Origin of the sequence: Oerskovia jenensis, assembly GCF_016907235.1 — a bacterium.
In the GTDB taxonomy this organism is placed as follows: domain Bacteria; phylum Actinomycetota; class Actinomycetes; order Actinomycetales; family Cellulomonadaceae; genus Oerskovia; species Oerskovia jenensis.
On record NZ_JAFBBO010000001.1, the window covers coordinates 3,021,153 to 3,033,653 of the forward strand.

At 71.1% G+C, this 12,501-nt stretch carries 10 protein-coding genes; 5 read left to right on the forward strand and 5 right to left on the reverse strand.

Translation table 11 applies throughout. The annotated features are described in order from the left end of the window. Positions 1–10: 10 nt before the first annotated feature. The 3 genes from JOD49_RS13610 to upp form a co-directional block, all read right to left on the reverse strand. Complete coding sequence (locus JOD49_RS13610) at positions 11–1,003, reverse strand: DUF8094 domain-containing protein (RefSeq protein ID WP_205307651.1); 993 nt, start codon at positions 1,001–1,003, stop codon at positions 11–13. 160 nt (positions 1,004–1,163) lie between these two features. Further along, on the reverse strand, positions 1,164–1,844 hold the full coding sequence (locus JOD49_RS20575; RefSeq protein ID WP_205307652.1) for a winged helix-turn-helix domain-containing protein: 681 nt from the start codon (positions 1,842–1,844) through the stop codon (positions 1,164–1,166). A gap of 325 nt (positions 1,845–2,169) precedes the next feature. Then, on the reverse strand, positions 2,170–2,805 hold the full coding sequence (gene upp / locus JOD49_RS13620; RefSeq protein WP_205307653.1) for a uracil phosphoribosyltransferase: 636 nt from the start codon (positions 2,803–2,805) through the stop codon (positions 2,170–2,172). Positions 2,806–2,961: 156 nt separating this feature from the next. On the opposite strand from upp, the gene JOD49_RS13625 reads away from it, so the two are divergent. Further along, the gene (locus JOD49_RS13625; protein WP_030153537.1) at positions 2,962–3,393 is read left to right on the forward strand and encodes a nucleoside deaminase; all 432 of its coding nucleotides are present in this window, start codon (positions 2,962–2,964) and stop codon (positions 3,391–3,393) included. A 169-nt stretch (positions 3,394–3,562) separates the two neighbouring features. Further along, positions 3,563–5,527: a glycoside hydrolase family 5 protein gene (locus tag JOD49_RS13630; RefSeq protein WP_205307654.1), complete on the forward strand. Its 1,965-nt coding sequence runs from the start codon at positions 3,563–3,565 to the stop codon at positions 5,525–5,527. Between the two features lie 57 nt (positions 5,528–5,584). On the opposite strand, the gene JOD49_RS13635 is transcribed toward JOD49_RS13630, so the two are convergent. Then, a complete protein-coding gene (locus tag JOD49_RS13635) occupies positions 5,585–6,748 on the reverse strand; it encodes a metallophosphoesterase family protein (RefSeq protein WP_205307655.1) in 1,164 nt (387 codons plus the stop codon). Beyond that, positions 6,745–8,826, reverse strand: coding sequence for a DUF5054 domain-containing protein (locus JOD49_RS13640; protein WP_205307656.1), 2,082 nt, complete (start codon positions 8,824–8,826; stop codon positions 6,745–6,747). Before JOD49_RS13640 ends, JOD49_RS13635 begins: the two co-directional genes overlap by 4 nt. A 259-nt stretch (positions 8,827–9,085) precedes the next feature. On the opposite strand from JOD49_RS13640, the gene JOD49_RS13645 reads away from it, so the two are divergent. From JOD49_RS13645 to JOD49_RS13655, 3 genes are read left to right on the forward strand one after another with little or no spacing between them, the layout of a single operon-like run. Next, positions 9,086–10,102 carry a carbohydrate ABC transporter permease gene (locus JOD49_RS13645; protein ID WP_372441308.1) on the forward strand — a complete coding sequence of 339 codons (1,017 nt, stop codon included), beginning with the start codon at positions 9,086–9,088 and terminating at the stop codon, positions 10,100–10,102. Beyond that, positions 10,099–11,043 carry a carbohydrate ABC transporter permease gene (locus JOD49_RS13650; protein WP_205307657.1) on the forward strand — a complete coding sequence of 315 codons (945 nt, stop codon included), beginning with the start codon at positions 10,099–10,101 and terminating at the stop codon, positions 11,041–11,043. Before JOD49_RS13645 ends, JOD49_RS13650 begins: the two co-directional genes overlap by 4 nt. 53 nt (positions 11,044–11,096) lie before the next feature. Further along, positions 11,097–12,425, forward strand: a complete 1,329-nt coding sequence (locus JOD49_RS13655) for an extracellular solute-binding protein (protein ID WP_205307658.1) — start codon at positions 11,097–11,099, stop codon at positions 12,423–12,425. Positions 12,426–12,501 lie beyond the last annotated feature (76 nt).

Here is a 12,501-nt window from a genome sequence, read left to right on the forward strand (position 1 = left end):
GCGACCGGGGTCACGGGGCGAGTGTGACGTCCGTCCGGACCGGGCGCAGCCGGGACCCGACCACCCGGGACGTGCCGTCGTCGTGCACCTCGACGAGGACCGTGACGGTCTGCGTGACGGTCCACGCGGACAGGCGCACCCCCGGAGGGACGGTGCCGAGCGTGCCGGTCGTGGGGGTGGGCGCGGTCCACCCGCCGGTGAGCGCCACGGTCTGGGTGCACTCGACGGACACCAGGGTGAAGATGCCCTCGGCGGCCGTGAGCCAGGCGGGGCCGGGCTCCTCGTACCCGCACGAGCGCTCCTCGGTGCCGCTCGCGGGGGACAGGTCCGGGACGGGGAAGCCCTGGGCGTGCGCGGTCGCGAGCTGGTCGGCGTCGGTCACGTCGAGGGTGGGGGCCGCCTGGCCCGTGCGGGCGAAGTCGAGCACCTCGTCGAGTGCGGCGTCCCCGCGGGCACGCCCTGCGTCGTCCGGCCCGACGGCGGTCCCTCCCGTGAGCACCGGCTGCGGCAGGGCGAGGGCCGGGTCCGTCGCGAGCTGGTAGGTCAGCAGCCAGGGTGCGTCCGCGGACACGCGGGTGAAGAGCGTGGACTCGACGAACTCGCCGTCCGACGCCGCCGGGTCGCCCTGTGCGCCCAGGGAGTAGAACCAGTCCGCGGTCCCTGCCGTGGGTGCGGCGAGCGTTCCGGGCACGGACGTGTGGGGCGCCACGGGGTCCGCCGACTGCGCGCTCTGCGCCGCGAAGGCGAACGTCGAGGACCGCAGGACGGGGCCCGTCCCGATGCGGGCGAGGACGGCCGGGTCGCGCGCTGCGTTCGCGGCGTTGCGCGTGGCGGAGAGCGACCCGAAGAGGGTGGCGGCCGCGGCGTGGTCGATCGCGGGTTCGCGCACCTGGGCGGGTGCTGCGGCGACCTCGGTGCCCACGCATCCCGACAGGAGGCCGAGCGAGGCGACCGCCCCGATCAGGCCCGCGAGGGGACGGGCGGAGGGGCGGAGCACAGGCACGACGGCGGGGACCTCACGGGACGGGGGGACGGACGCCCTCATCCAACCCTGCCGGGGGCCCTCGACCAAACTCGGACGGTCGCCGCACGGCGGGGTTGCTGCCGGGTCGGACGGGATCCCCCCACGAGACCACGAACGTGCGACCCGGCAGCGCTGGTCCTCAGGCGGCGTCCCCCGAGCCCCTGAGGACGACGTGGGTCTGCGGGTCGAACCGGTAGCCGAGCCCGCGGACGGTCGAGATGACGTGCTGGAGCCCGAGCTTCTCGCGCAGGCGGCGCACGTGGACGTCGATGGTCCGGCTGCCGTCGCGCACCGCGTCGGCTCCCCAGACGGTCGACAGGAGCTCGTCCCGGGTCACGACGCGGTGCGCCGAGCGGGACAGGTGCGTCAGGAGCTCGAACTCCTTGTGGGTCAGCCGCTGCTCGGAGCCGTCGACCGTCACGCGGCGGCTCGCCGGGTCGATGACGACCCGCGGGAACGGCGACAGGGCCGCGAGGCGGTCGCGGAACGCCTGGACGTCGCCGAGCGGTGCGAGGTCGGGGGCGGGCGTGGGGATCTCGGCCCGACGCGCGGCGCTGCGGCCGCGGGCCTTGCGGCGTCCCTCGTCGACGAGCTGCTCGTGACGGTCGGTCGCGGGCGCGGAGAGGGTGAGCGCGGTGTAGGTCTCGGCGTCCGGGAGCCACTCGCGGGCGAGCTCCCCGAGGGCCTCGGCGAGCTCGACGAGCTCGGCCTGCGGGTGCTCCCCGGTCGCGGCGTCGACACCGACGTACAGGACGAAGCCCGGGTGGGTGCGGCGGTGGGGTGCGTGCGAGCGAGCGGTCTGGTGGGTCAGGGTGGTCATGCGAGGCTCCAGGGTCTTCCGCTCGACGGCCGGGGCCGGAGCGGCGCCGACGAGGGTCGGCAGGGTTGTCAGAGGGCTGAGCGAGTCAGGCCGGACAACAGACGCTGGAGGACATGCTGACGCTCGGGCGCCGGTCGGCGCCTCGGGAGCTCAGCGAGGGGGTCACGTGGCGAGCATGGCAGCGACGTCGAGGGTCGCCAAGGGCGGGAGCCAAGAATCTCATGGGGTGAGACGCGAAAATGGGACGGACGTGACGCCGTCGGGCATCGTGGGCGCAGGGCGACCCGGCGGACCGCTCACCCCGCGCCCCACGAGGCCGCTGGTCTCAGACGACGCCGTACAGGCGGTCGCCCGCGTCGCCCAGGCCCGGCACGATGTACGCGTTCTCGTCGAGCCGCTCGTCCACCGCAGCCACGACGAGCTGGACGTCGACCCGGTCGCCGATCGCCTTCTCGAGCACCTCGATGCCCTCGGGGGCGGCGAGCAGGCACACGGCCGTGACGTCCCGCGCGCCGCGCTCGAACACGTAGTCGATCGCGGCGACGAGCGTCCCGCCGGTCGCGAGCATGGGGTCGAGCAGGAACACGTGGCGACCCGTCAGGTCGTCCGGGAGACGGTTCGCGTACGTGACGGCCTCGAGCGTCTCCTCGTCGCGCTGCATCCCCAGGAAGCCGACCTCCGCCGTCGGCAGCAGGCGGGTCATGCCCTCGAGCATCCCCAGGCCCGCGCGCAGGATGGGGACGACGAGCGGGCGCGGCTCGGCGATGCGGACCCCGACCGTCGTGGTGACCGGGGTCTCGACCTCGTGGGGCTCGACCCGGACGTCCCGCGTCGCCTCGTAGGCCAGCAGGGTCACGAGCTCGTCCACCAGGAGGCGGAAGGTCGGAGAGGCGGTGTCCTTGTTGCGAAGGACGGTGAGCTTGTGGGCGACCAGCGGGTGGTCGGCGACGTGCAGGCGCATGGTTCGAGGGTACCGCCCGGTAGCCTCGGGAGCATGGTCCCCGACGACGTCGCCCCCGCCACGGAACCCGGCCCTGCCGGGCTCGACCTGCCCTGGGCGACGGGTACGTTCCCCCCGGACACCGTCGCGGCCCGCCGTGCCGTGTGGGACGAGCTCATGGGGCTCGCGCTGCACGAGGCGACCCACGCCCTCGCCACGGGAGACGTGCCCATCGGTGCGCTCGTCGTCGGGCCTGACGGGCGGCTCCTCGGCCTCGGCCGCAACCGGCGCGAGGAGATCGGCGACCCCACCGCGCACGCCGAGGTCCTCGCGCTGCGCCAGGCCGCGGCGACGCTCGGCTCGTGGCGCCTCGAGGGGTGCACGCTCGTCGTGACCCTCGAACCGTGCGCGATGTGCGCGGGCGCGACCACGCTCGCGCGCGTCGAGCGGCTCGTGCTCGGCGCGTGGGACCCCAAGGCCGGCGCGTGCGGGTCCGTGTGGGACATCGTGCGCGACCGCCGCAACCCGCACCGCGTCGAGGTGGTCGGCGGGATCCGCGACGTCGAGTGCGGCGACCTCATCCGGGAGTTCTTCGAGACGCAGCGCTGAGGGCGGGCGCGCACAGCAGCCAGGCCGATGTTCACGTTGCCATCCCGTCGGATGTTTACGTTGACATCGCCAGTTCGTCAACCTAGCCTGACCGGATCAGCCGCGGCGCCGCGGCCTTTCGTCGTCGAGCGCCGCGGACACGCACGAGACGAACAGAGAGGTTCGCAGCATGCAACGTCGCATCATGCGGCTCGCGGTAGCACTGGTCACGATCGGGCTCACGACGTCGGTCGTCAGCCCGACGTCCGCCGCCCCCGGAGCGTCCCCGTCGACCACGTCCACCACGGCCACGCCAGGAGCAGTCCGGGTGCTGACCGGTCCGCAGCTGTCGGCGTCGTGGGACGCGCCGCTCAGCACGCGCGGTCGGTACGTCGTCGACGCGGACGGGGACAGGTTCAAGCTCAAGTCCGCCAACTGGGACGGCGCGCAGGGGCACTGGAACGGCAGCGGCGACAGGAACGACCCCGCCAACCACAACAGCGGCATCAGCTACGACATCCCCATGGGCCTCGACCGCGTGCCGATGGCAACCCTCATGAGCGACTTCCACGGGCTCGGGCTCAACAGCATCCGGCTGTCCTACTCGAACGAGATGCTCGGCATGACCGCGCCCGTGCCCGACGTCGCGGTGACGGCGAACCCGCAGCTGCGGGGCATGACACCGCTGCAGGTCTTCGACGAGGTCGTCGAAGCGCTCACGGCCGACGGGTTCGCCGTCATCCTCAACAACCACACCACGACGTCGCGCTGGTGCTGCGGCGCCGACGACGGCAACTCGAAGCCGTACAGCAGCCAGACCATCGAGAAGTGGATCAGCGACTGGGTCATGCTGACCGAGCGTTACGCGGACAACCCCCGCGTCGTCGGGATGGACCTGCGCAACGAGGTGCGCCGAGACATCCTGGACGACCCCAACTGGGGCATGGGTGACAAGAACGACCTGTACAAGTCCTACCAGCAGGCCGGCGTCGCGATCCAGCGGGCCAACCCGGACGTGCTCGTGATCATGGAGGGCATCAACTGGCAGGGGATCCCGCTCGACGGCCTGTTCCACGACCGGCCGCACCTCAAGCCCGTCGCGAACCTCTCGAACACCCTCCCGTACCCCGACAAGCTCGTGTACGCGGCGCACATCTACGCCTACACCGGACCGCAGCACACCGGCGCCACCGGACTCGGCGAGACCCACGACGCGCGCTATCGAGACCTCAGTGCGAGCGAGCTCGCGGCCGAGGTGAAGAAGGCCGCCGCGTTCGTCACCACGGCGAACCAGCACTACACCGCCCCCGTGTGGTTCAGCGAGTTCGGCATCGGTTCCTCCGACGAGACGGGCGCCCTCGACAAGGCGTGGTGGGCGAACTTCACCGACATCCTCGTCGCCAACGACAGCGACTTCGCGGCCTGGCCCCTCGTGGCCCACGCCACCGACGACGGCACCTTCGTCGACAGCTACTCGCTCCTCGCCTACAAGACCGACGGCACCCGGCTCAGCATCGCCGACGACTGGCGCTACCCGCAGTGGACGAAGCTCGTGGCCTCGGACGGCAAGACCGGGCAGGTCGCGCGCGCGGCGCGCTGGAACATGCTCGGCAGCGGCAGCCACTCGCCCGACACGAACGCCTCGGCTCTCATGAACACCCGGCCGGACTGGGACTCCGGCAGGTGGAAGGGGAGCTGCCCTGACTCCCAGCGGCTCGTCGGGGTCGCTCGGAGCACCAACCGAGCGCTCTGCACCGACAACCTGCAGCCCGCGCTGACCGACGTCCGCACGATCGTCGAGGACGAGTCGACCGTGCAGACCGACTGGGCGAGCAGGTACGACAAGCTGCAGTGCCCGGCCGGGCAGATGGCCGTGGGCTACAGCCTGACGATCGGGACGACCACCAAGTGGTCCACCTCGAAGCTCCTGTGCGGCCAGAGCGCGACCGCGCTCCCCGCGAGCCAGGGCCGTCTCGTGTGGTTCGACCAGGGGGACAACCGGCCGGTCGGGGGCGGCTCGACCGCGAGCGACTGGGCGCCCGGCAGGTACAAGGGCCAGTGCGCCGACGGCGAGTACATCTCCGGCGTCGCCTTCACGTGGCGCTGGAACCACGGGGGCGTGCCTGACGCGCTCCTCTGCAAGCCGCTGAGGTGAGGGGACGACGAGGGGGCCGGGTCGCACGAGCGACCCGGCCCCCTCGTCGTCTCGTCGTCAGGTGAGCGGTGGCAGACGGACCTCGTGCAGCACCGTGCCGGCGAGGTCGCGCATGGTGAGCACGAGCTCGTCGGCCGACGCCGAGCCGTCGATCCACGCGGCGGCCTCGTCGGAGGTCGTCTCGGCATCGGGTCCGCCGCTGATGAGCTGCGCGTACGGGAACTCCTCGGTCGCGGGGAGCGAGGCGTGGTAGTGCGTGTGCCCCGACACGACGACCTGGGCCCCCCACTCGACGAGCGTGTCGTGCCACGCGTCGCGGCTCCTGCGGCTGAACCAGTCGTAGCCGTCGGCGTCGTAGTCGACGACGGTCTCGTCGATCCACCGCAAGGGGATGTGGCAGAAGACCACGCGGTAGGGGGCGTCCGCGATCTCGGGACGCGCCGTGACCTCGCGCAGCCACCTGGCCTGCTCGGCACGCAGCGGCTCGAACGCGACACGGCCCTCGAACGTCGGGTGGTCGTCGGGCTTGTCCTCGCCCGTGTGCAGCACGATGCACGCGACCGGCCCGACGCGGTACGCCGTGAACGGCCGCCCCTCCGGCGTGGCGACGAAGTCCTCGAGCTGGTAGGCCCAGGTGCCGCGCACGTCGTGGTTGCCCACGACGATCGCGAGGGGCCGGCCGTCGCTCACGTCCAGGCCCGCAGGGTTCAGGACGGTCGTGGCGAACTCCGCCGGGTCCGTCCAGTCGTTGCAGAGGTCGCCGTTCCAGACGAGCACGTCGACCTCGGGGGTCGCCTCGTGCAGCGCCCTCAGGGTGTCGTCGCGCTGGTGGGTGTCGTTCCACACCGCGAAGCGCGCGTCCTCGGACGCACCGTCGAGCATGCGCACCGACCTCCAGGCGCTCTCGTGCCGAGGGGACGAGGCGTCGACGGCCTCGGTGACGGTCCTGACGCGCAGGGTCGAGCCGTGCGGCAGGCCGTCGACCCGCACGCGCAGCACCCGGGCCCCCTGGGGCACCATGCCGAACGCGTCGCCCGAGACGGTGCCGCGCGAGCCGTCGGCAGCCTCCCACTCGACCCAGCCACGGGACAGCCTGCTCACCCCCCAGACGACCTCGAACCCGTCGGGGCGCGGAGCCATCACGACGGGAGGGCTCGTCACGAGCGAGCCGGTGATCGGGGTCTCCGGGGTCTCCGGGGTCATCGCGGTCGTGGTGGTCATCGCGCACCCCCGAGGGCGAGGACGAAGCGGAAGCGCAGGTCGTCGTCGAACCACATCGTGAAGTTCGTTCCCCAGACGTTGTTGTGCAGGTTCACATGGAGGCCTTTCTCCGGATCGGGGACGGTGTTGTCGAAGCGTAGGAGCGCGGGGCGACCGACCGCGACGAGCGCCGCGTCGAGCGGGCGCAGCGAGAACGTCCGCGCCGCGGTGTGCACGACGGCGTCGACCGCGTGCATGCTGCGGTTGCCGTTGCGCACGACCGACCGCGGGTCGACGGGTGTGCCGATCTTGGTCAGACGCCAGTCACCGGGCTCGGTGCGCGGACGGAAGCCCAGCCAGCTCGCCTCGGGGAGCCGGGAGGCGTCCTTGCCGCAGAGGTCGAGGGTGACCACGATCGGTCCCGGGGTACCCGGGAAGCGGTAGCTCAGCCGGATGTCCCGTGGCCCTCCCCAGGTCTCGCACGCGACGTCGGGCAGCGCGAGCCGCAGGGACAGGACCGTGTCGGTCCCGTCGGTCCGGCGTCCGGCGGACTCGAGGCGGGGTGCGAAGGTCGTGGCCGGGAGGCGATCGGCGATCGCGAGACCGGGCTTCGACTGGTCAGGCACCGCCCAGCAGGCGTTCTCGTCGAGGTCGCGGCAGTACTCGCTCATCCAGCGGGCCTCGTCGCGCTCGTCGAACGTCTCGTAGCGGTAGGCGCCGAGAGGATGCTCGGGCCCTGCCCACTGCGTGCCGTCGGGGTCGATCAGCGAGACGAGCGCGCCGTCGTCGCCGACGCGTACGCGATAGGCGCCGAGCTGCAGCTCGCCGTCGAGGGCGACGGGTGCGCCCGTCGTCCCTGCACCGCCGCCGGCAGGACGGGTCTCGGCGATCGCCGCCTCGGCCTCGGCGCGGAGACCGGGGGAGAGCGCCGCGAGCGCGCGGTCGACGTGGGAACGCTGCTCGGCCCACGAGCGCTCGAACGCGGCGTACCCGAGGCCCTGGGGGCTCGGGTGCTCGGTGTGCGCCCACGCGTACTCGTCGAACGCCGTGGGGTTCGCCGCCGGGTCGACGACGTCGGTCGCGCGGGCACGCTCGAAGTCGGTCTTCTCGTAGTTCACGTAGTCGGGGAGGTAGGTCTTGAGGTCCTCGCCCCACGTGTGCTCGGGCACGAGCAGCAGACCGTCGCTGAAGGCGTCGCACTCGACCGTGCCGGGCACGAGCGCGCCCGAGGCGACCCAGTCGGTGCGCAGGCGCAGCAGCGCCCGCAACCGTGCGGTCTGCACCGGGTCGCTCGCGACGCCGTGGATCCAGGAGTCGCCGATCTCCTGCTCGAGCACGGGCAGGCCGGACCGTGCGGCGACCGCCTCCCGGCTGAACGTGTCGAGCGTCGACGCGATCACCCGAGCACCTGGGTGCGCGGCCTGGAGGTCGGCGAACAGCGCCTCGACCTCGTCGACGGGCGGGGGACCGAAGTTGTCTCCCGTGTGCGCGAGGTGCAGGGCGTGCGTGCCCCCGGGCACCACGGCCACGCCGAGCTCGGTCGCCCCGTAGCTCTGCGCGTAGTTGACGACCACCTCGCTGCCGTCGGGAGCGCGCCAGACGAAGAACTCGGGGACCTCGGGCACGGCCGAGGCGCCGTTGACGCCGAGGTGCAGGAAGTCGAGCCCCGCACGGGCCAGGAACGGCACGAGCCCGATCGTGTGCCCCGGGACGTCCGTCATCTTCGCCGCTCGCGTCCGGTGGCCGAAGCGCGCGTCGAGCGAGCGGCCGATCCCGATGCCGTGCTCGACGAGGCCGGCGTCCATGAGCTCGGTGTGGGTGGTCATCGGCAGCCCGTGCCAGGTCACCCGACCGGCTCGGATCGCTCGTTCCAGGGCCGCGCGTTCCGTGGGGTCGCCGAGGCGGAGCGCCTCGTGGATCAACCAGGAACCTGTGGTCCACACGAACCGAGCGGGGCCGCCCCGGCGTTCGAGCTCCTCGGCCAGGGCGATGGCGCGCGGCAGGTACTCGTGGACGTACCGGTCGGTGACGTTCGCGGCGGTGTCGGTGAACCCCAGGTCGAGGTGCGTCTTGAAGACGACATGGACGGTGGTGATCATGAGTGCCTCCGGACGGCGGTGTCGGGTGGGAGGGTGCGGTCGAGGGCTCGGCGCCGACGCGCACGCTGCGCGAGGTGCGTCGCCGTGCGCCCCAGGTCGTGGGTCTGCGGACACGCCCTCGTGACCGGGCCCTCAGGGTCTGTCGCCGGCATTCGTTACTCCTTCGTGACGCGCGGTAGCTCCAGGCTGTTTGCGTAAACATCATCGTTGCTTATATCGTGCTGGGAACGCAAACACCCACGAAGGAGTGCGGTCGCGAATGTCGAAGAAGTCATCAGTTCACGAGGCGGGCAGCAGGCCGCGCAGCGCTGTCGAGCACCCAGCGGTCGAGCCGTCGGCCGGCGGGGCGCCTGCGGTCGCTGCGCGTGTCCCCGCGACGGGAACCGCATCGCCCCCTCGGCGCCGCATCCGCCGCGACTGGGCGGGCTGGTGGTTCGTCGGGCCGTTCATGCTCGTGTTCGCGCTCGTCTTCCTCGCGCCGCTGTTCTACGCGATCTACCTCAGCCTCTTCCGCGAGACGCTCATGGGCGGCAACTCCTTCGTCGGCGTCGCGAACTACGCGCAGGCGTTGGCCGACCCGAAGTTCTGGGGGGCCATGGCCAGGGTCGCGACCTTCCTCCTCGTGCAGGTCCCGATCATGCTCGTGCTGGCTCTGTTCGCGGCTCTCGCGCTCGACAGCGCGCGCCTGCGCTGGGTGCCGTTCTACCGGCTGTCGATCTTCCTGCCCTACGCCGTCCCCGGGGTCGTCGCGGTCATGATCTGGGGGTACATGTACGGCTCGCAGTTCGGCCTCGTCGCCGACCTGAACCACTTCTTCGGGGTGGAGCTGCCGTCACCGCTCGCATCGAACCTGATCCTGGTCTCGATCGGCAACATCGTGACGTGGGAGTTCGTGGGCTACAACATGCTCATCTTCTTCTCCGCGCTGAAGTCGGTGCCCCAGGAGCTCTACGAGGCCGCCGAGATCGACGGCGCCGGGACGTTCCGCACGATCTTCTCGATCAAGCTCCCGTCGATCCGGGGGGCGCTGGTCATCGCCACGGTCTTCTCGGTGATCGGCAGCTTCCAGCTCTTCAACGAGCCGTCGATCCTGCAGACCCTCGCGCCGAACTCGATCCCGTCGTACTACACGCCGAACCTCTATGCCTTCAACCTGTCGTTCGCCGGCTCGCAGTTCAACTACGCGGCAGCGATCGCCATCATCTCGGGAGTCATCACCATGGTAGTGGCCTACCTCGTCCAGCTCGGCGGCGAGAAGAAGGGGGCCGGGGCATGAGCGCCGTCGGCACCGGACGCCGGTTGGCCCGCACGCCGAGCCGTCTCGCGAGCGGTCGCCTGCCGGGGGGCACGGCGCGCGGCGCGAGGGCGAAGCCGCGACACAAGCGACCCTCCCTCCTGCTCGGCCTCCTCATGACGCTGATGATGCTCTACTGCCTCGTGCCGCTGTGGTGGCTCGTGGTGAACTCGACGAAGACGATGGACTCGCTCTACGGCTCCTTCGCGTTCTGGTTCAGCGGCGAGTTCTCGCTCTTCCAGAACGTCGCCGACACGTTCACGTACCAGGACGGCATCTTCCTGCGCTGGCTCACCAACACGCTGTTCTACGTCGTCGTCGGTGCCGGGGGAGCCACCCTGCTCGCCACCCTCGCGGGGTACGGGCTGGCGAAGTACAGGTTCCCCGGCCGCAAGTGGGTCTTCGCGATCATCCTGGGCGCGATGGCCATCCCCGGCACGGCGCTCGCGGTCCCGCAGTTCCTGCTCTTCAGCGGACTCGGCCTGACGAACACGCCCTGGTCGGTGATCATCCCGGCGATGGTGAGCGCGTTCGGCCTCTACCTCGTCTGGGTCTACGCCCGCGACGCGATCCCCGACGAGCTGCTCGAGGCGGCACGCCTCGACGGCGCCGGAGAGATCCGCATCTTCTTCGTGATCGCGCTGCGGCAGCTCGCGCCGGCACTGATCACGGTGCTCATGTTCGCGGTCGTCGCGACGTGGAACAACTACTTCCTGCCGCTCATCATGCTGAGCGACGCGCAGTGGTACCCGCTCCCGGTCGGACTGGCGCAGTGGTCGGCGCAGTCGAGCTCCATCGGGGGCCAGGCCATCCCTCACCTCGTCATCACGGGATCGCTGCTGACCGTCATCCCCATCTCGGCGGCCTTCCTCTACCTGCAGCGCTACTGGCAGTCAGGGCTGACCGCCGGGAGCGTCAAGTAGTCCGGTTCATCCGGTACCAGAGATCGAACACCAACCGCAAAGGAACTACCTCGATGAAGAGAATCTCCACTCGCCGGTGGGCGCGCCTCGGTGCCGTCGTCGGCACCGGTGCCCTGCTCGCCGGAGTGCTCGCGGGCTGCGGCAGCGGGACCGCCGGGACCGACAGCGGCTCGACCGACACGGACGCGGCGCTCAAGGAAGACGTCACGCTCACGTGGTGGACCTGGTCCGACGACACGCAGGTGATCGCGGACGGCATCTCGAAGGAGTACCCGAACGTCACGTTCGACGTCGTCAAGCTCGAGAACCCGGACGCCGTGGTCACCAAGCTGCAGAACGCGATCAAGGCGGGCAAGGGTGCGCCCGACCTCGTGCCGGTCGAGTACCAGACCCTGCCGCAGCTGACCCTCGGCAAGGCGCTCGCCGACCTGAACGGCTACGGCCTCGAGACCTACCAGGAGGCGTTCACCGCCTCGACGTGGAACGCGGTGAACGTGCAGGACAAGCTCGTCGCGCTGCCCATGGACTCCGGCCCGATGGTCATGATCTACAACAAGGACATGTACGACAAGGCGGGCGTGACCGAGGCGCCGGCGACCTGGGACGAGTTCGCGGCGGCAGCGCAGGCGATCCATGCCGCGGACCCCGAGGCCTACATCGCGAACAGCGGCGACGCGGGCTTCTTCACCAGCATGATGTGGGCGTCGGGCGGGCAGCCGTTCCGGACCGACGGCGAGAGCGTCACGATCGACCTGCAGGACGACGGCACGAAGAAGTTCGCCGACTTCTGGGGTGCTCGGCTCAACGCCGGAGAGCTCTCAGGCCTCTCGACCTGGTCGGACGAGTGGTCCAAGGCGCTGACCCAGGACAAGCTGGGCACGCTCCTCATGGGCTCCTGGATGATCAGCGGGATGGACGACTACGGTCCCGCGGGCAAGTGGCGCGTCGCCCCGATGCCGACGTGGGACGGCGAGCCGGCCTCCGCGGAGAACGGTGGGAGCGGCCTCGCGGTCACCGAGCAGAGTGCGAACAAGGCGGCCGCAGCGGGCGTCCTCAAGTTCCTCGCCGAGGGCGAAGGGCGAGCGCTGCTGAACTCGACGGGCTTCCCGTCGACCGTCGCGGACCTCGCCGACCCCGAGTTCCTCGACCACCCGTTCGAGCCGTACGCGGGCCAGCCCGCCAACCAGGTCGGTGCAGCATCTGCGGCCTCGGTCGTCGCCGACTGGCAGTACCTGCCGTACCAGGGGTACGCCAACAACGTCTTCGGCGACTCGGTCGGCAAGGCGCTCGGATCGAACGGCGACCTGAACGCGGCGCTCCTCGAGTGGCAGGACACGCTCGTCGCGTTCGGCAACGAGCAGGGCTTCAGCGTCAACGAGTAGCAGCCTCGCACCAACCCGCGGGGCAGCCGCCGTCACGGTGGCTGCCCCGCGGTCCATCCACGACCTACAGGACGAT

Bases quoted from the DNA above. Each gene is read 5' to 3' on its own strand.
- JOD49_RS13650 (WP_205307657.1), top strand. From the start codon at position 10,099: ATGAGCGCCGTCGGCACCGGACGCCGGTTGGCCCGCACGCCGAGCCGT.
- JOD49_RS13645 (WP_372441308.1), top strand. From the start codon at position 9,086: ATGTCGAAGAAGTCATCAGTTCACGAGGCGGGCAGCAGGCCGCGCAGC.
- JOD49_RS20575 (WP_205307652.1), bottom strand. From the start codon at position 1,844: ATGACCACCCTGACCCACCAGACCGCTCGCTCGCACGCACCCCACCGC.
- JOD49_RS13655 (WP_205307658.1), top strand. From the start codon at position 11,097: ATGAAGAGAATCTCCACTCGCCGGTGGGCGCGCCTCGGTGCCGTCGTC.
- JOD49_RS13640 (WP_205307656.1), bottom strand. From the start codon at position 8,826: ATGATCACCACCGTCCATGTCGTCTTCAAGACGCACCTCGACCTGGGG.
- JOD49_RS13630 (WP_205307654.1), top strand. From the start codon at position 3,563: ATGCAACGTCGCATCATGCGGCTCGCGGTAGCACTGGTCACGATCGGG.
- JOD49_RS13625 (WP_030153537.1), top strand. From the start codon at position 2,962: ATGGGGCTCGCGCTGCACGAGGCGACCCACGCCCTCGCCACGGGAGAC.
- JOD49_RS13635 (WP_205307655.1), bottom strand. From the start codon at position 6,748: ATGACCACCACGACCGCGATGACCCCGGAGACCCCGGAGACCCCGATC.
- upp (WP_205307653.1), bottom strand. From the start codon at position 2,805: ATGCGCCTGCACGTCGCCGACCACCCGCTGGTCGCCCACAAGCTCACC.